This window comes from Algoriphagus aurantiacus, assembly GCF_035156405.1.
Classification (GTDB): Bacteria; Bacteroidota; Bacteroidia; order Cytophagales; family Cyclobacteriaceae; genus Algoriphagus; species Algoriphagus aurantiacus.
On record NZ_JAXRUT010000027.1, the window covers coordinates 30,050 to 47,259 of the forward strand.

Here is a 17,210-nt window from a genome sequence, read left to right on the forward strand (position 1 = left end):
GCCTGAATCACTCTGTTACTGCTACATTCTAACCTATTGCTCTCTTTGATTGGATAATAGGAATGTCAGCATAAAACCTACGATAAATATGGTTAGTGTCCCCATCACGATGGTCAAATTGGTATGAAGTGTGTTTTGAAAACCTTCCAGACTTGTTCCTTTCAAAAGGACCGCAGATAGGCTCATCCACCCAATGACTATCACTCCGCACAGTACACCGATGGCTGCGGCTTTGCTAGAAGCTTTTTTGACTACAAAACCCAATAAGAACAAGCCTAAAATCCCACCGCTAAAAATAGATGAAAGTGCCCACCAAGCTTCCAGCGCACTGGTAACACCATTGAATGCTAATGCTACTACTATACTAAGCATTCCCATCCCAAATGAGCTGATCCACAAAACCCTCATGGATTGCTTTTCAGTAGCATTCTTATGAAAATATTTTCTATAATGATCTGAAAGAAAAACAGTCGCGGAACTGTTGATACTGGTAGAAACAGTACTCATTCCCGCTGCAAAAATTGAGGCAATCAAAATTCCGGTTACTCCGACAGGAAGCCCAGATACAATAAAATAAGGAAAGACTTTATCCGCATTTTCTGCCAGATGTAATTCAGCCGGCAACAAATTTGGATATGCTTGGTAATAGGAAAAAAGGGCTGTTCCAATGAAGAAAAACAGTAGTGAGACCGGCACATAAAGTAAGCTTCCTAGCCAAGTGGACTTGACTGCTTCTTTCTCAGTTTTGGCAGTAATATAGCGCTGAATATAGCTCTGATCAATCCCAAAATTCTGAAGATTGATAAATAAGCCGTATATCAAAATCATCCAGAAAGTCGATTCTACAAAATTGAACTTGAAACTACCCAAGCTGAATTTATCTGCCTCGGAGGCAATCGTAATTACTTCTCCTGGACCATTTGGCATGGAGAACAAAATCACAATAAGGCAAAGTAACGCCCCTCCTATCAAAACTATTCCCTGAATAGCATCAGTCCATATTACCGCTTCAATCCCTCCTAGCATGGCATAGATAATCACGCTAACGCCAGTACAGATGATAATCAAAGGAATACTCCAACCAAAGAGTGCATTCATCGGAAGAGCCAAGAGATACATAATTGCCCCCATTCGAGCCAATTGGGTCAACAAATAACAAATCGAAGCATAAACTCTGGCCCAGGAACCAAAACGAGTTTCCAGATAATAATAGGCTGACTCACTTTTAAGTTTACGGTAGAGAGGAACAAAATATTTGACTGCGATCCAAGCTGCAAAAGGTATGGAGAGACTAAACACAAAGCCATTCCAATTTGATAAATAGGCATTACCAGGAAGTGCAAGGAAACTGATGCTACTTACAAAAGTGGCAAAAATTGACATCCCAATCGCCCAACTCGGAAGACGACCTCCGCCTGTAGTGTATTCAAGTGCTGTTCTTTTCCTAAAAGAAAAAGAAACACCAAATAGCACAATGACGGCCATATAAACGAAAAAAACTATTAAATCAATGATTGGTAAATCCATGTATTGGTAGGCGTTTTGGGTTTAAAAGAATCCATTTCTGTCTTGGTTGAAAAAGCCTTAAGCTGATTTGTAATGTGTTCAGAAAGTCCAATGCTGAATTGAATCCCACCTTTTTATAAGTTGAAATGAAGACCAATTTCCTGAAAGTTTCACTAAACCTTGCTAAAATGCATAATTTGAATTGAAATAATAAGGTTTATATGTTTGCCTTTTGATAGAAAGAGCCAATCCGATTTAGAAGACGATCAAAAATATTTATAGCATGCTTGAAATTATTCGTTTAGATCATATACTGATCACTATCCCAACAAATACACGGGAAGAGGCTAGACTTTTTTATTCAGGTAAGCTTTCGCTCAAAGAAATCCCAGGCACTCATCCCAATGGTGCTATTTGGATAGAAATGGGAGATATAGAACTGCATATACGGGAAGAAGAAGGACATCAAAGTAATTCAGCCAGGCATCCTGCTTTGGTGGTAGAAGACTTGGACAAAGCCAAAGCTTTCCTTCAAAAAGAAAACATCGAAATCAGTTATTCATCTGTGATTGAAGGTCGTAACCGCTGCTTTTTTAGAGATCCTTGGGGAAATAGATTTGAGCTGATTGAATATGTTAAATAGGAATATGGTTATCTGAAATGTTGCCAGTTCCCTTAGTTTCTTTGCTCATCAAGCCAGGAGACCGATGACGGAAGACGGAAGTACCCTCAATTCCTGATTTCGCCATCTCTTAAGGCGCTTTTGAACACCTAATGGTAGAAATGCGGATTTACTTAAATAGGAATATTATTATCTGAAATGTTGCCAATACGGCTAATTCCTTTGCTTGTCGGTCCTGATCTTGGATTATAATCAAATAAATTACAATTCTTAAAATCTGATTAGAAAGTACGCTTTTTCCAATATTACCTAATTTTCAAGGGCTATCAATCAGGAATTAAGTCCATTTAAAATGATTCTTCTGCTTTAATCGCAGAATTTTTACTTTCTTCGGGCTCAATATGAACCCAAATCACACTTACGAACAGAAATTTTAAGTTTTAAATCAAATTATGAAAGAAATAGTAGAAGCTATTAACGCAGTTGTTTGGAGTAATGCTCTGATCTTTCTTTGTCTGGCGGCGGGAGTTTATTTCTCATTTGCCACCAAATTTCTTCAGGTTACCTTTCTGAAAGAAATGGTTACACTTCTTTTCAAAGGCGAATCATCCAAAGAGGGTGTTTCATCTTTTCAGGCTTTTGCCATTGCTATCTCGGGTAGAGTAGGGACAGGAAATATTGCAGGTGTAGCCACTGCAATTGCCATGGGAGGTCCAGGAGCTATCTTTTGGATGTGGGTAATTGCCTTCCTAGGTGCATCATCTGCATTTGTAGAGTCTACCTTGGGCCAGATTTACAAAGAAGTAAACAATGGAGAGTACAGAGGTGGGCCAGCTTATTACATAGAAAAAGGAATAGGTAAAAAATGGTATGCAATGCTCTTCGCTTTTTCGACGATCCTGGCCACTGCCTTATTTATGCCTGGTGTCCAAAGTAATAGTATTGCCTTGAGCATGGACAATGCATTCGGCGTTCCAGTTGAATATACTGGTATTTTTGTCACCGTATTTATGGGTTTGATTATCCTAGGTGGAGTGAAAAGAATCAGTAAAGTAGCAGAGGTAGTGATTCCTTTTATGGCTGCAGCATATATTCTAATGGCTGTGGTTATTATTTCTATAAACATCACTCAGGTACCTGCAGTGTTTATATTGATTTTCAAATCCGCATTCAACATGGAAGCAGCTTTCAGTGGTGTATTTGGTATGGCTATAGCTTGGGGAGTAAAAAGAGGTATTTATTCGAACGAAGCAGGACAGGGAACTGCCCCTCATGCCGCTTCTGCGGCTGAAGTTAGTCACCCTGTGAAGCAAGGTTTGGTTCAGTCATTTTCAGTGTATGTGGACACGCTATTTGTATGTACCGCAACAGCGCTTATGATTTTATTCACTGGCCAATACAATGTATTAAATCCTGATGGGGGATTTATAGTGGAAAATCTACATGGAGTAGCCTTTGGACCAGAATACACTCAGTTTGCAGTAGCGTCCCAATTCCCTTCTCTAGGGGCAGGTTTCGTGGCAATTTCCTTACTGTTTTTCGCTTTCACCACAATCATGGCTTATTACTATATCGCAGAGACCAATCTGAGTTATTTGATCAGAAAATCTAATAACAAATGGGGTATCTGGGTACTCAGAATCGCTATTTTGGGAGCTACATTCTACGGATCTATCAAAACCGCTCAGATGGCCTGGACATTGGGTGATATCGGCGTGGGACTAATGGCTTGGCTCAACATAATAGCAATCATCCTTCTCCGTAAGCCAGCTTTCAAAGCGTTGGCTGATTACAAAAAGCAGAAGAAGGAAGGTAAAGATCCAGTCTTCGTTGCGAAAGATGTAGGCATTGAGAATGCTGATTTCTGGAAGTAAAGTTATTTTAACAGCGAAGTTCACAAAGGATAATTGTAAACATCCTTGTCATAACTACCTTAAAGAATAGGGAGTATCAAAGCATAACGTATTCGAAAGCCGGCAATTTTATTGTCGGCTTTTTTATGAGATAGTTTCACCGAAATCACTAATTTTAAATAGACATTACCCTCTGAATTGCTAACAGTTGCGAATTACCTGTAATTAGTGATAGTGTTTGAAATGTACCCCATTTACGAAAACTAATGAATAGACTTTTACTATTATGAAAACTTTAAAAACCCTTATCGCCTGCATCTGCCTAATGAGCTTTTTGGGATGTGATAACAATGATATTGCTCCCTCAAATATGGATGTTGACAGATACGTAGAATTATTGAGGAAGGGTAAATACGAGCCTTACGAATTGCCAGATTTCACTTATAAAGATATCCCAGCGCTTCTAGCCTATAGAAATGAAAATCAACAGATTACAAATTACCCTATAAACAGCATTTCTTCTCTTTGGCTTTCGGAATGCAGCTTAGGAATGTATGTATTGTGGACTATCGAATCTATCCGTGCAAGAGCCATAGACAGTGAATACCTGATTGGTACATTTCCATCCCAAAATCCTATTGTAGAAAAAAGAGATAACCCATCAGCAATAGAAAGAGGAAATGAGGTGCAAGAATTGATTGCCAAATCATACCAGGACTGGTGGAATAATAATAAGAACAAGGACTTTGATAAGTTTAAAGAAATTGATCCTTTGGTAAACACTGAATATCGGTGGCATTAAATGACTGAGCTATATATCATCTTGGCTCATGCGGTCGGAACCAAGAGAAATAAAATCTTTACTATAAGAAGTTAGGATAAAGCTTGAAGAATACGGTAGAATACCGTCGTCTCCAAGCTTTATTACGTTTAGCCAGTTTAATTAATAGATATCATGGAAAATATTTGGTTTGACAGTTGGGAAAGTATACTCAGGATAATCTTGGTAACCCCATTAGCTTACTTCACGATGGTACTTATATTACGGATTTCCGGTAAAAGGACCTTATCTAAAATGAATGCTTTTGATTTTGTTGTTACCATTGCGTTAGGATCCACTCTCGCTAGCGTAGCTCTTATCCAAAACATCCCATATGCCAATGGTATCACTGCCATTCTTGTATTTATCGGTTTACAGTTCATATTCACTTGGTTATCTGTGAGGGTAAGGGCTGTTAAAACCTTAATCACCAGCAGGCCATCATTAATCTTCTACAAGGGCGAATTTCTGAATCAGGCTATGAAAAAGGAAAGAATAACAGTTGAGGAAATATACAGCGCAGCCCGACAAAAAGGGCTTTCTACTTTAGATGGAATAGATATGATAATTTTTGAAACAACAGGTGATATTTCAATTATTGAAAAGATAACGGATAATACAGAAACTACTTATCAGGATGTTAAAATAAAACCCTAGAAATCCGATTTGACATGGGAACTAATGACCAGAGGGCTATGAAAAAACACATTATATTCTTGTTCGCATCTTTATTGTTACTATCCTGTAATTCAGATGATGAAGATATTTTAAGAACAGAAAATGGGGAAATTTGGCGTAGTGGAGGCTTATATTATTGCGCTGAACAAATACATCTTGATAATGGAGACACTTTAATTGTCAATATTAAAGACGTAATTACCTATGTAGGAGGAGATAGAGTAACTATTAAATATAAAGAACTAGGCAGAAATGAAAACTGTTCGTATGGAATCAATTGCCAGGTTATTGAGCTTAATAAAATAGAATAACGATTAGTTGAATCAAAAAAAATATGTCAATAACAAAAGACTCCGAACTAATTGGAATGAAGCGCATCAGTGAAGTGGTAGGAACCACTCTGAAACTGATGACAGCATACGCTAAAGTGGGTATGTCCACCAAAGAGCTAGACGAATACGGAGGCGACATTCTGAAAAGTTATGGAGCTAAGTCGGCACCTTACGAAACGTATGGATTCCCAGGCTATTCGTGTATAAGTGTAAATGAAGTTGCTGCGCACGGGATACCTTCGGAGAAAATACTTTTGAAGGAAGGAGATTTAATCAATATTGATGTATCCGCAGAGCTCAATGGCTTTTGGTCTGACAACGGAGGTTCATTTGTACTTGGGAAGGATATCCATAATCACCAACCTCTAGTGGATGCCTCCAAGGACATTTTACGTAAAGCCATAAACGCAATCAAGGGCGGAGTGAAAATTGCTGACATTGGTTATCTGATAGAAACTGAAGCTAGAAAATCAGGTTACACAGTAATTAAAAACTTAGCCGGGCACGGAGTCGGCAGAAGTTTGCATGAAGAACCTCATGATATTTTAAACTACCGAATCCGAAGCAACAGAGAGCGATTTAAGAAAAATACCACCGTTGCCATAGAGACTTTTATTTCGACAAACTCTACCATTGCTGTGGAGCAGAAAGATGGCTGGACTTTAATGGGGAATAATGGCGGATATGTCACACAGCATGAGCAGACAATTCTAATTACAGATCATGCTCCCATCATTCTGACGGAAGCTAATGGGATTTGGGATTAGATAACAAGGCAGCAAGCGTTAAGCTAGCAGATTTAGTGATGTTTTTTATTTTCAATTTAACACTAGTTGAAAAACCCAATAACGCTAAATGATCCTGTTTAAACCCTTATTTTAGTATCAAAATAAAACGCATACTAATAGATATAAGCAAAATAGACGCAATTGGATTGAGGGAGTGTGTATATATAATTTTGGGTAGCATAAAATAAAATGAACGTAGAAAAGAGAAAGCAAGGTGAATCTACTATTTTGACAATCAATCCAAGCTATAAACCTACAGGAATAGCAGTATTCGTTACATTGATTTTTACCGGATTTATTGTAATATTTACTCAGTCAATAGAACAGATTATAAAAGGTAATTTCAATTTATTTTTTACTATCGTTTTCGGACTCTTTTTCTGGGTAGCTTATTTCAACTTTTTCAATTTCTATTGGGCGATTCTTGGAAATAAGATTGTTGAAATAAATAATGACTTCATAAAACATACGAAATGTGTTTGGTTTTTAAGGCATTCAAAAAAGTATAGAAAAACTAAAATTGGAGAATTCAAAATTGTGGATAGCACTAACTCATTTGGAGCCGCTGGAACTGCGATGTTTGGATTTTCAAACATTAACGTTCAATATAAGTATGGTCGTAAAAAGAAAATGATTGGAAAGCAGATTGACCAAGAAGAAGCCAAATTAATATTAACAGAACTTAAAAATAAGAACTACGCTACCAAACACTATGTATAAAATCAGCCGCACAAAGCCAACGCTTAGTCCAAGTTAGGCCCCATACCTTGAACATTGTGTACAAGCAAAATAAACAGTGAATGAATAGTACGATAATCAACACGAAACTAGGAGATATTGAGTACCGTTCTATCGGAAAGGGAATTCCGGTAGTTTTCATTCACGGTGGACACTCGAACTGTTATGAAACTCTTGGTCATAAAGGCTTTGATTTATCAAAATTTCGATTGATAATTCCTTCAAGACCAGGATATGGTAGAACACCATTGAATGGTAAAAAGACACCCAAAGAAGCAGCTGACTTAATTATAGAAATATTAAATTATTTATCAATAGACAAAGCAATTATTTATGGCATCTCTGCGGGAGGATTAACAGCCATAGAATTAGCTGCGAATTATCCTACCAAAGTTGAGAAACTATTACTCGCTTCAGCTATTTCAAAAAAATGGCTAAACGAAGACGGAAAGATTTATAAGACAGCACAATTAATCTTCAATCCCAAAATTGAAAGACTTACTTGGGGTATGGTCAGGTTGTTTTCCGGAATTTTCCCAAGGATGATAGCCAAAAGCTTTTATCCTCAATTTTCAACTGATCCCGCTCATAAGCTTACTCAAGAGGATATACAAGAACTAGTTTTGGCACTGAAGCACTATCGTTCAAAAAGAGGATTTATAAATGATATTGACCAAGATATAAATGATGGGACAATTACAAAGATTAACTGTCCATGCCTTATAGTTCATAGTAAAAATGACAATAGCGTTTCATTTGAACATCCCATACATTCAAATGATATGATTAAAAATTCAAGACTGATTGAATTGGACAATGAATGGGGACATCTATTTTGGATTGGTAAAGACTCTGAACAATCGATAAAGAAAACAGTAGAATTTATAAATGAATGAAAGGCAGCGCACAACAGCACCTAAGAAAACATGAGGTGGACAGTGGTTTCCGCAAGGTTCGTTCTTCGTGGCTACTTTTGTCATGGTGGACGGGAATTGCTCAGAAAACCGCCACAAGTCATATACACTAACCGATATGCACAATCAAAAACTTCCCATATGGCAATAATAATACAACCTTACCTCATGAGTCTGCTAATTTGTTTTTAACTGATGGTGGGCTGGAAACAACTTTAATTTTTCTTGAGGGTTTTCACCTCCCCTATTTTGCAGCATTTGATTTATTAAAAGATGAGAAAGGCTATAACCTAATTAGAAACTATTATCTAAGGTATTTGAAAATCGCAAAGGATTTCAAAACAAATTTCATTTTGGAAAGCCCTACTTGGAGAGCCAGCCCAGACTGGATCGAAAAGATTGGCTATCCAAGTTCGGCAATTTCAGAAATCAATGAAAAAGCCGTTCAACTCTTGGTCGATTTAAAAAATGAATTTGAAAAAGATTTAGATGCCATCGTTATTAGTGGTTGTATCGGCACTCGGGGAGATGGTTATAAACCTGAAAATAAAATGAGTGTGGAAGAGGCTCAAAAGTACCACTCGGAGCAAATAGGTATTTTTAGACATACACCTGTTGATATAATTTCAGCTGTTACAATGAATTATGCTGAAGAAGCTATTGGCATCACCCGTGCGGCGGGAGCGGTAAACCTTCCTTCAGTCATATCTTTTACTGTGGAAACCAATGGCAATCTACCTTCAGGAATGAGTTTGAAAGAAGGTATCGAGCTAGTGGATGAAAGCGTAAAAGAATCCCCACTCTATTTTATGATTAATTGTGCTCATCCGACGCATTTCATAAACAAATTATTGGATGGGAAAAATGAGCCTTGGACAAAGCGGATAAAGGGTATTACCTGGGTGGATTTACTTTAAACCTCGTTTTCTAACCTTCTAACAGCAATAGTTTTGCAGATTATTGTCGGTCAACTTAAAGAAAAATCAATAAACAAAGTTGTCTTGAATAAGCTATTAATTCGACAGATCATGGTGCTAGTAAGTGATTTACCTCAAATAAATCGGAAAATGTTTTCAGCAAAATACACATTAACCAATATTCATGACCTTGTAGTATCGTTCCTATTCTTAGGACTCTTATTCGGGCTGCACAACTTTAAAACTCATGCAGAAAATGAATGAAGAAAAAATTATGACTCTGCACCCAGAAGGGAAGAAAGGGGTAAACATACTGAGAAGAAGGTATGACACAATCAAAGACTTTATCTTAAAAGCGATTGATGATCGTGAGGAAATTGGTTTTGATGAGCTTACAGATTTTGCCGTTGATAAACTGTCCACCACCTTCGATGGAAAAGTAGTCTGGTATATAGTAACAGTAAAACTTGATTTAGAAGCACGAAATATAATAGAGAGAGTTCCTAAGACAAGTCCGCATAAATTGCGAATGAAAAATTAACGACTCGCTAGTCGAGTACACGGCGGTTCGTAAAGCAAAAGACTGTTGCTCTTTACACCAACAATCACCTTTCCGCTACTTTTGAGATAAGGCTACCAATGGCCCCTTATCGAATTTTCACTTAACAATACGTTCAGTCCTTCGCTACCCAGTGAGGTCTCTGTAGCATTTACAGCTCTACTTCCGACAACTACTATGACTTCGGCTGACTTCTCTTAGATGTTCATTACACCCAGCATGGCCTGCATTTAGTTCCTTCTCTAAAAAATGTCCAGGGGACATTTTCTCACGCTTTGGGAAAAACCTGTCCTGAGAATCGTGATTATCTCCGCGCTTAAGGGACTTTATTCGCGGAGAGTTTGTATTGATGGCATTCATGAATACTCCGTATTTCACCCGTTGGAACGGCCATCTTTTTGGTCTATTTTCACCATTTTAGGCATACACAGCGGCTAAGAGTGCATGCCACAGTTAGTCCTTATTTTGAAGAAGAATAGAAAATTTTAAGATGGCGTAAATTAAGACATAGGAGTAATAATGCGGCAAGCACCATAGCCACAATCCGTTATGTGGCAGCTTCGAAAATGACGTCAATTCAGGAAGTATAGTATATTTATTATAGTTAAACATAAACTCTTGGAATGATGAAACTATTGAATGCAATCGGAAAGCAGATGCAGTACCCTAGGGGGGTATTCGGCAAGATCTTGTTTGCGTGGATGACGAGAAAGACTATTGCGCATGCACGTTGGACGATAGACCTAATGGATATACAACAGAATGAAGATATCATCGAAATAGGTTTCGGAAACGGTTCTAACATTAAGTTACTCTTACAACGAGCAGTCAGAGGTTCCGTTACAGGAGTCGAAATATCAGTGACTGCAATTGAAATGGCATCTAAGAAAAATGCCAAAGCCATCTCGGATGGCAAAGTGGCACTGCACCTGGCCCCAGGCAACGCCCTTCCTTCTAAAGATAGCGTATTTGACAAAGCATGTACGGTTGCCACGGCCTATGTGATTGAAGATCCTGGAGCGGTATTTAAAGAAATGTACCGTGTTCTCAAACCCAACGGACGCGCGGCCGTTACTTTTCCAGTCCGGGAGAATTTTATGCAATTTAAACCCGTAGCAACAGAAGGCTTTTACCTCCATAAGCTTACAGATCTTGAATCAGCATTTCGCGATGCGGGCTTTGTCAATTGCAAAACCGAACGCAATGATCAAGTGCGCTTTGGCGCTCATTGTATGCTTGGAGAGAAACCGACTAGTATGGACTAAAAAGAACGCCTCATGGATGACATCAATCAAATCCCTTTTAATTTCGATCCGCGAATCGGCTTAATTATCGGCATCATGGTTGGCTTTCTGGTCTTTGCTGTATCTTTGGACTTGACGTGGGAAAAGCTGCTGAGAGCCCTCAAAAGACCAAAACCCCTCGCAATCGGAATTGTTGCTCAATTTGGAATCCTACCCGCCAAGGGTTTTGCGTCAGTTGTAAACCTACCACCGACAACCTACAATTTCAATCGGCAACAAAATCATCCTTTTAGTTTTGCTATTTGTTTTTCGCCCCAATCTCTCAAATGACTAATAAAAGGAATTAATTCTGCACCTATTTCCGTGAGTGAATATTCCACTTTGGGGGGTACTTCCTGATACACTTTTCTGCTCACCAAGGCATCATCTTCCAACTCCCGTAAAGTTTGAGTAAGCATCTTTGGAGTTATATCAGTCAAGGTTTTTCGCAACTCGCCGTAACGCATTATTCCTTTGCTGTGAAGATACCATAAAATCCTGCCCTTATATTTCCCTCCAATCCGCCTAAAAGCATAATCTACCGAACAAGTAGGTTCTGAAATATTTTTTTTCATCTTTTCTTTGTTTATAACTAGTTGAATTTCAACGTTAGTATTGTTTTAGTATATAGGTTACAAAAAAGTGCATACTTGCCACAAATATACTATGTATCTACATTTGCGTCCTAAATTTCAACAATAAAAAAATGAATGCATTTATTTTAAAGGAAGCTGGAAGTATTGAGAATCTTCAATTGACAGAGATAGAAAAACCAACCATAAAAGCTGACGAAGTATTGGTAAAAGTAGTATCAATCAGTATCAATCCCGTTGATGTAAAGGCAAGGACTTACGATGGAGTTTTACAATGGATTTTTGGCGAAGAATGTCCTGTTATTTTAGGTTGGGACATTTCTGGAACAGTGGTTGAAACAGGTAGTGCCGTAACCGATTTTGTAGTAGGCGACGAAGTGTTTGGAATGGTCAATTTCTTTGGTAAAGGAAATGCCTATGCCGAATATGTGGCTTCGCCAGCAAGTCATTTGGGATTGAAACCCAAAAACACTTCACATCAACAAGCTGCTGCTGCTACGATGGTTGCAATCACAGCCTATCAATCATTAGTAGATGTAGCAAAAATTAAGAAAAATGATAAAGTGTTAATTCACGCTGCATCTGGTGGTGTAGGACATTTTGCAGTACAAATTGCCAAATATTTTGGAGCTTATGTAATTGGAACATCTTCCTCTAAAAACAAAGACTTCGTTTTATCATTAGGTGCTGACGAACATTTAGACTACAACAAAGAAAATTTTATTGGAAAACTTTCGGATTTTGATATTGTACTAGACACAATCCAAGGCGAAACTTTATTAAGCTCAATTGCCATAGTAAAACCAAACGGAATAATTGTAACACTTCCTTCTCCTGAAATTTCGCAAGAAATAAAAGACAAGGCATTAGAGAAACAGATAAACATTGAATTTATGATGGTTGCTTCAAAAAATGAGACTATAAAAGCCATTGCGCATTTACTAGAAATAGAAGCAATAAAATCAAATATTCACAAAATATTTCCTTTTGAAGAAGTAGGGAAAGCACATTTAGAAGTTGAAACCAAAAGAGTTATCGGAAAAGTTGTGGTCAACCTTTAACAAAAAACAGAGGAGAATAAAACTGCGAAAGTAAAATAAGGGCTACAGCTAATCGAGTGTCGCCCTCGCCAGATTTCTCTGGCGAGGTGCGCTTAGTGTTTTATTCGCGGAGAATTTGTATTGATGGCATTCATGAATACTCCGTATTTCACCCGTTGGAACGGCCATCTTTTTGGCCTATTTTCACCATTTCAGACATACACAACACATTGCTGCCAGTGGGGCTGTTTGCTTTGTTGACAGCCTCATTGGTAATCTTGTGACTAACTTAAAGGCATAAAATTTCAATTTCCTTCATCAAAAAGTAGCCCCAAATAATTCTTGTAAAGCGTTAGCTGTTTAGCAGTCACAGTTGGATCATTAATGGCTTTGGAAACAATAAACGCCCCTTCCATTACAACAGTGAAATGATCGGACATGGCAACTTTATCGAATTCTATTTTTGGAGTTTGGGTTTCCAATACCTTATCTATCATCACTTCAAAAGCATTTCGCCATTTTATAATGGTTTCAGCAACTGCTTCCTTGATTTCCTCACTGTATTGGTTTTGCTCGTTACTTACCGATGCATACAAACAATTGGGAGGCTCTTCCTGGCCAGAAAACATATCGATGAAACATTGTACAAATTCCAACAGCCTTTGTTTTGGTCGTTCAGCATATTGTTCTGTTTTTTCCATGACACGATCCAACTCTTGGAGATCTGTGGTAGCAAAATCGTTTACTAAAACAAAGGCCAATTCTGCTTTCGTTTTGAAATGATAATAGAAGGCGCCTTTCGTTATACCTGTTTTCTCAAGAATTAAATCTACTGATGTGCCTGCAAATCCATTTTCATAAATCAGTGCTTTGGATTCTGTCAGTATTTTATCTCTTGTTGCCTTTCCATCTCGTCCCATTTAACAAATATAAAATATTTATACCGACTAGTTTGTTTATTTAAAAATTTATTTTACTTTTATACCAACTAGTCTGTTTAAATAAGCTAATTATGAATTTTCCCTCGCCATTAGAATTGCTACTTGATCCGATTTCATTGACTGTAATCGCAATGTTTATTTCCCTTTATGTTTGGGAGAAGTTATTCCCACGGAATAAAAATCTACCATCAATAAAGTATGCCACTATTAGAGGCCTGATCGCCTTTGGTATTTTCTTCTATCTGAGCTCATATCTACCGATTGTGACCGATGGGTTTTTGGCTGATTACCAGATGATTGATCTTTCAGGTTTTCCATTAATACTCCAAGTATTGATAGGTTTACTTACCTACCAACTATTCTTGTACGGCTGGCACTGGTCTATGCATAGATCCAATAAGTTATGGAAAGTATTTCACCAGATGCATCATAGCTCCGAGCGCTTGGATATCCCAAGTACCTTTTATTTCAGCCCGATGGATATGATTGGTTTCACGCTTTTGGGCAGTATTGTTTTTGCGCTCTTTATGGGTGTTTCTCCTCAGTCAATCACAGTGATTATTCTTTCTCTAAATTTCCTGAGTATTTTTCAGCACGCCAATATCCAGACGCCACAGTGGTTGGGCTACTTCATCCAGCGACCTGAACAGCATGCTATACACCATCAAAGAGGAGTGCATAAGTACAATTATTCAGACTTTCCGGTTTATGACCTGATTTTCGGAACATTCAGTAATCCGAAAACATTCGAAGGAGAAAATGGTTTTTACGATGGTGCATCTACAAGAGTACTGGAAATGATAATGTTCAAAGATGTTTCCTCAGATTCCGGAGTGAACAGTGAAGAGAAGATAGGGTTTGTTGATAACCATAAAGTGAAAATCACACCTTCTTAAAAAGTGTCTTTGAACAGCCCCTGTAAGGAGCGGCAACCATAATCTTAGAAGTCAAACCCTTGTTGTTGATCTTTTTCTCTCCTTTCTACTTTCTCTTGATATAAACATATCGTTTGATCATTTCCTCATCAAGTCCCGTCGTGTTGACAAAATAGCCCCTTGCCCAAAACCGGTTTCCCCAATACGGCTTCTTCTTCAATTTTGGAAAACTCTTGAATAGTTTGATTGAAACTGAAGCTAGAAAATCAGGTTATAAAGTAATTAAAAAACTTAGCCGGACACGGGCAGACAATTCTTATCACAGATTATACTCTGGTCATTCTAACGGAAGCTAATGGGACTTGGGGTTAACTAATCCTTCATATGAAGTGATTAGGTTTTCGTTTTAAACCATGAATTGAGAAAAAATTCTTGACGCATACCACCTACTCTTTGACGTTTTTAGACCTTAGCATATCTTGGCTTAGCACTAGATTTGGATAGCAATAAATAATTCAAAGGCACTACAATAACAATAAGATTATGGCACTGATCAATCCTTACATCAATTTCAATGGAAATGCGGAAGAAGCATTCAATTTTTACAAATCTGTCTTTGGTGGCGAATTCGCAAACATTACCCGCTTCAAAGACCTCTCAATTCCTGAAAATCCAATAGCAGAACATGAGGCAGATAAGATCATGCACATTGCTTTGCCTATCGGGAAAAATGTCTTGATGGGCAATGATGTCCCTGAAAGAATGGGCCGGGTAGATGAAAATGAAAACAGGTCTAAAATATCTATCGGTGCAGAAAGTAAGGAAGAAGCTGAAAAATTATTTAATGGACTTTCAGCTGGAGGAAGTATTGAAGTTCCAATGGATGAAAGTCCATGGGGTTCCTATTTCGGGATGTTCAGAGACAAATACGGGATTGAATGGATGGTGGATTTTGACCCAAAACACAAAGGAAAAGTGTAATTAACTAGGTCAAGCCAATAAAACGATCAAAATCCTCCCAATACTTTGAAACTATTGGGGATTTTTTTTGATATCCGCTCCACCTGTTTATTTCTCATCCCAACTTCAAAACTTACTTAATTGTCACCTCTTGTCTATATTTCGTGTATCACTTAATTTCTACTATAATCGAGAATTACCATAGAAATTTTCGGGTATGATCGAGAATTTACATGTATATTTTCGGTTATAATCGAGAATTTACATATTTTTGATTCATGATTTCTCGACAGATAGAATCGGAATTAAGAAAAAGAATCCATCAAGGGAAGCTTTTGGTGATAATTGGTCCTAGACAGGTGGGAAAGACTACGCTTATGAAGCAAGTCTTAGATTTCCCAAATGACAAAGTTTTGTGGCTGAATTGCGACAATCCAGATGACCGATTGAGTCTGCAGGAAGCAACAACTTCTGACCTTCAGGCACTAATTGGGACTTACAAGTTGGTAGTTATTGATGAAGCTCAGCGAGTTTCAAATATTGGGCTTACTTTGAAAATTATGGCAGATGAATTCCCGGAAGTTCAGGTTATTGCTTCAGGTTCGTCAGCTTTAGACCTTGCCAATTCAATCAAAGAGCCACTTACTGGCCGCAAACGAGAATTCCAACTTTACCCGATTTCCACAGAAGAACTTTGCTTACATACCTCTTCCCGGGAAGAAAAACGACTGCTAGAGCAGCGGATGATCTTTGGCTTTTATCCTGAAGTAATTAATCATCCAAGCGAAGCTCAAGAAGCACTTCAGGAAATCACAAACAGTTATCTCTACAAGGATATTTTGAGTCTGGCGGAAATCCGCATGCCTACAATTTTACAAAAGTTATTGCTAGCCTTGGCATTACAGGTCGGTTCCGAAGTCACATTCAACGACCTGGGAAATACGGTTGGAATAGATAAGGAAACAGCAGAAAAGTATATTGACTTGTTGGAAAAAGCATTTGTGATTTATCGTTTGAACTCATTTAGCAGGAATATGCGACGCGAGCTCAAAAAAAGTCGGAAAATATACTTTTGGGATAATGGGGTACGAAATGCTATTATCAATAATTTCAATTCTCTGGATCTAAGGACAGATAAAGGAGCACTCTGGGAGAATTTCCTAATCAGTGAACGGATGAAATATCTAAGCTACCACCGGATTCATTCTAACGTTTATTTCTGGAGAACCACGACAGGAAAAGAACTAGACTGGCTGGAAGAGCGAGAAGGAAAGCTGTTTGCATTCGAAGCAAAATGGAATCCCGAGCGTAGAGCCAAGCTACCACTGGGGTTTGAAGAAGCATATCCTGAAACTGAATTTCGAGTGGTCCACAAAGAGAATTACTTGGAGGTATTGACCCAATAAAGGGAATTTTAACGAACTGAAGTTTCTGGAAAATATATTCTCCGCATAGCTAAATGATCTTGACGAAATCCTTAATTTTAGGATCAACAAAGCCCAGCGGATTTCAGATAATAGAGATATACTCAATAAGGTATAGGGAGTCGGGTAAATGAAACTGGTTTAATGAAAGGAAAACTTTAGAATATTAGAATGAAATTTAGTCTATTCCAGAGAAGTATTTGGACAGTCGAGCTGAGCAAGGAGACCATAATCAAACTTTTAACTCAAAATACACAAACCGAATTCCATAGGAGCAAGGGAAATAAATCTAAAATAGCTGCGTATACCGGCATAATTGAAAGCGATAAATTTAGAATAAGAGAAAATAGGTTTCAAACTTCACTTT

The 17,210-nt window shown here is 37.9% G+C and carries 19 protein-coding genes and 1 pseudogene; 16 read left to right on the plus strand and 4 right to left on the minus strand.

Annotated elements, in window-relative coordinates; all coding sequences use genetic code 11:
- Window positions 1–33: 33 nt before the first annotated feature.
- A complete protein-coding gene (locus tag SYJ56_RS21125) occupies window positions 34–1,527 on the minus strand; it encodes a sodium:solute symporter family protein (protein WP_323837651.1) in 1,494 nt (497 codons plus the stop codon).
- Between the two features lie 262 nt (window positions 1,528–1,789).
- Here SYJ56_RS21125 and SYJ56_RS21130 point away from each other — a divergent pair, with 262 nt between their 5' ends.
- The 12 genes from SYJ56_RS21130 to SYJ56_RS25995 all read left to right on the plus strand — a co-directional run bounded on the left by SYJ56_RS21130 (window position 1,790) and on the right by SYJ56_RS25995 (window position 11,301).
- On the plus strand, window positions 1,790–2,149 hold the full coding sequence (locus tag SYJ56_RS21130; protein ID WP_323837653.1) for a VOC family protein: 360 nt from the start codon (window positions 1,790–1,792) through the stop codon (window positions 2,147–2,149).
- Between the two features lie 431 nt (window positions 2,150–2,580).
- A complete protein-coding gene (locus SYJ56_RS21135) occupies window positions 2,581–4,002 on the plus strand; it encodes an alanine/glycine:cation symporter family protein (protein WP_323837655.1) in 1,422 nt (473 codons plus the stop codon).
- A gap of 265 nt (window positions 4,003–4,267) precedes the next feature.
- Window positions 4,268–4,783, plus strand: coding sequence for a DUF4943 family protein (locus SYJ56_RS21140; protein ID WP_323837657.1), 516 nt, complete (start codon window positions 4,268–4,270; stop codon window positions 4,781–4,783).
- A gap of 153 nt (window positions 4,784–4,936) precedes the next feature.
- Entirely contained in the window at window positions 4,937–5,458 is a 522-nt protein-coding gene (locus SYJ56_RS21145) for a DUF421 domain-containing protein (RefSeq protein WP_323837659.1), read from the plus strand.
- A 38-nt stretch (window positions 5,459–5,496) separates the two neighbouring features.
- Complete coding sequence (locus SYJ56_RS21150) at window positions 5,497–5,790, plus strand: hypothetical protein (protein WP_323837661.1); 294 nt, start codon at window positions 5,497–5,499, stop codon at window positions 5,788–5,790.
- 23 nt (window positions 5,791–5,813) lie between these two features.
- The gene (gene map / locus SYJ56_RS21155; protein WP_323837663.1) at window positions 5,814–6,578 is read left to right on the plus strand and encodes a type I methionyl aminopeptidase; all 765 of its coding nucleotides are present in this window, start codon (window positions 5,814–5,816) and stop codon (window positions 6,576–6,578) included.
- A gap of 210 nt (window positions 6,579–6,788) precedes the next feature.
- Window positions 6,789–7,319: a hypothetical protein gene (locus tag SYJ56_RS21160; RefSeq protein WP_323837665.1), complete on the plus strand. Its 531-nt coding sequence runs from the start codon at window positions 6,789–6,791 to the stop codon at window positions 7,317–7,319.
- A gap of 80 nt (window positions 7,320–7,399) precedes the next feature.
- Window positions 7,400–8,233: an alpha/beta fold hydrolase gene (locus tag SYJ56_RS21165; protein WP_323837667.1), complete on the plus strand. Its 834-nt coding sequence runs from the start codon at window positions 7,400–7,402 to the stop codon at window positions 8,231–8,233.
- Between the two features lie 200 nt (window positions 8,234–8,433).
- On the plus strand, window positions 8,434–9,168 hold the full coding sequence (locus tag SYJ56_RS21170) for a homocysteine S-methyltransferase family protein (RefSeq protein ID WP_323837669.1): 735 nt from the start codon (window positions 8,434–8,436) through the stop codon (window positions 9,166–9,168).
- Window positions 9,169–9,424: 256 nt separating this feature from the next.
- Window positions 9,425–9,709: a DUF6958 family protein gene (locus tag SYJ56_RS21175; RefSeq protein WP_323837670.1), complete on the plus strand. Its 285-nt coding sequence runs from the start codon at window positions 9,425–9,427 to the stop codon at window positions 9,707–9,709.
- Between the two features lie 644 nt (window positions 9,710–10,353).
- Entirely contained in the window at window positions 10,354–10,992 is a 639-nt protein-coding gene (locus tag SYJ56_RS21180) for a class I SAM-dependent methyltransferase (RefSeq protein WP_323837671.1), read from the plus strand.
- 75 nt (window positions 10,993–11,067) lie between these two features.
- On the plus strand, window positions 11,068–11,301 hold the full coding sequence (locus SYJ56_RS25995; RefSeq protein WP_416377826.1) for a hypothetical protein: 234 nt from the start codon (window positions 11,068–11,070) through the stop codon (window positions 11,299–11,301).
- Here the strand turns inward: SYJ56_RS25995 and SYJ56_RS21185 are convergent.
- Window positions 11,253–11,585: a winged helix-turn-helix transcriptional regulator gene (locus SYJ56_RS21185; protein WP_323837673.1), complete on the minus strand. Its 333-nt coding sequence runs from the start codon at window positions 11,583–11,585 to the stop codon at window positions 11,253–11,255. The two genes, SYJ56_RS25995 and SYJ56_RS21185, sit on opposite strands and share 49 nt — an antisense overlap.
- Before the next feature lie 131 nt (window positions 11,586–11,716).
- On the opposite strand from SYJ56_RS21185, the gene SYJ56_RS21190 reads away from it, so the two are divergent.
- On the plus strand, window positions 11,717–12,664 hold the full coding sequence (locus SYJ56_RS21190; RefSeq protein WP_323837675.1) for an NADP-dependent oxidoreductase: 948 nt from the start codon (window positions 11,717–11,719) through the stop codon (window positions 12,662–12,664).
- A gap of 284 nt (window positions 12,665–12,948) precedes the next feature.
- Here the strand turns inward: SYJ56_RS21190 and SYJ56_RS21195 are convergent, their stop codons facing one another.
- A complete protein-coding gene (locus SYJ56_RS21195) occupies window positions 12,949–13,563 on the minus strand; it encodes a TetR/AcrR family transcriptional regulator (RefSeq protein WP_323837678.1) in 615 nt (204 codons plus the stop codon).
- A 92-nt stretch (window positions 13,564–13,655) separates the two neighbouring features.
- Between SYJ56_RS21195 and SYJ56_RS21200 the strand changes: the two genes are divergently transcribed.
- Entirely contained in the window at window positions 13,656–14,480 is an 825-nt protein-coding gene (locus SYJ56_RS21200; RefSeq protein ID WP_323837680.1) for a sterol desaturase family protein, read from the plus strand.
- An 85-nt stretch (window positions 14,481–14,565) separates the two neighbouring features.
- Here the strand turns inward: SYJ56_RS21200 and SYJ56_RS21205 are convergent.
- Window positions 14,566–14,709: pseudogene (locus SYJ56_RS21205) on the minus strand (transposase); the annotation flags it as partial.
- A 293-nt stretch (window positions 14,710–15,002) separates the two neighbouring features.
- On the opposite strand from SYJ56_RS21205, the gene SYJ56_RS21210 reads away from it, so the two are divergent.
- Window positions 15,003–15,440 (plus strand): VOC family protein, encoded by a 438-nt coding sequence (locus SYJ56_RS21210; RefSeq protein WP_323837682.1) that lies wholly within the window; start codon window positions 15,003–15,005, stop codon window positions 15,438–15,440.
- Between the two features lie 257 nt (window positions 15,441–15,697).
- Window positions 15,698–16,825 (plus strand): ATP-binding protein, encoded by a 1,128-nt coding sequence (locus SYJ56_RS21215; protein WP_323837684.1) that lies wholly within the window; start codon window positions 15,698–15,700, stop codon window positions 16,823–16,825.
- Window positions 16,826–17,210 lie beyond the last annotated feature (385 nt).

Excerpts from the sequence above, each read along its gene's own strand:
- SYJ56_RS21125 (WP_323837651.1), bottom strand. The coding sequence starts at position 1,527 with ATGGATTTACCAATCATTGATTTAATAGTTTTTTTCGTTTATATGGCC.
- SYJ56_RS21130 (WP_323837653.1), top strand. The coding sequence starts at position 1,790 with ATGCTTGAAATTATTCGTTTAGATCATATACTGATCACTATCCCAACA.
- SYJ56_RS21135 (WP_323837655.1), top strand. The coding sequence starts at position 2,581 with ATGAAAGAAATAGTAGAAGCTATTAACGCAGTTGTTTGGAGTAATGCT.
- SYJ56_RS21140 (WP_323837657.1), top strand. The coding sequence starts at position 4,268 with ATGAAAACTTTAAAAACCCTTATCGCCTGCATCTGCCTAATGAGCTTT.
- SYJ56_RS21145 (WP_323837659.1), top strand. The coding sequence starts at position 4,937 with ATGGAAAATATTTGGTTTGACAGTTGGGAAAGTATACTCAGGATAATC.
- SYJ56_RS21150 (WP_323837661.1), top strand. The coding sequence starts at position 5,497 with ATGAAAAAACACATTATATTCTTGTTCGCATCTTTATTGTTACTATCC.
- map (WP_323837663.1), top strand. The coding sequence starts at position 5,814 with ATGTCAATAACAAAAGACTCCGAACTAATTGGAATGAAGCGCATCAGT.
- SYJ56_RS21160 (WP_323837665.1), top strand. The coding sequence starts at position 6,789 with ATGAACGTAGAAAAGAGAAAGCAAGGTGAATCTACTATTTTGACAATC.
- SYJ56_RS21165 (WP_323837667.1), top strand. The coding sequence starts at position 7,400 with ATGAATAGTACGATAATCAACACGAAACTAGGAGATATTGAGTACCGT.
- SYJ56_RS21175 (WP_323837670.1), top strand. The coding sequence starts at position 9,425 with ATGAATGAAGAAAAAATTATGACTCTGCACCCAGAAGGGAAGAAAGGG.
- SYJ56_RS21180 (WP_323837671.1), top strand. The coding sequence starts at position 10,354 with ATGAAACTATTGAATGCAATCGGAAAGCAGATGCAGTACCCTAGGGGG.
- SYJ56_RS25995 (WP_416377826.1), top strand. The coding sequence starts at position 11,068 with ATGGTTGGCTTTCTGGTCTTTGCTGTATCTTTGGACTTGACGTGGGAA.
- SYJ56_RS21185 (WP_323837673.1), bottom strand. The coding sequence starts at position 11,585 with ATGAAAAAAAATATTTCAGAACCTACTTGTTCGGTAGATTATGCTTTT.
- SYJ56_RS21190 (WP_323837675.1), top strand. The coding sequence starts at position 11,717 with ATGAATGCATTTATTTTAAAGGAAGCTGGAAGTATTGAGAATCTTCAA.
- SYJ56_RS21195 (WP_323837678.1), bottom strand. The coding sequence starts at position 13,563 with ATGGGACGAGATGGAAAGGCAACAAGAGATAAAATACTGACAGAATCC.
- SYJ56_RS21200 (WP_323837680.1), top strand. The coding sequence starts at position 13,656 with ATGAATTTTCCCTCGCCATTAGAATTGCTACTTGATCCGATTTCATTG.
- SYJ56_RS21210 (WP_323837682.1), top strand. The coding sequence starts at position 15,003 with ATGGCACTGATCAATCCTTACATCAATTTCAATGGAAATGCGGAAGAA.
- SYJ56_RS21215 (WP_323837684.1), top strand. The coding sequence starts at position 15,698 with ATGATTTCTCGACAGATAGAATCGGAATTAAGAAAAAGAATCCATCAA.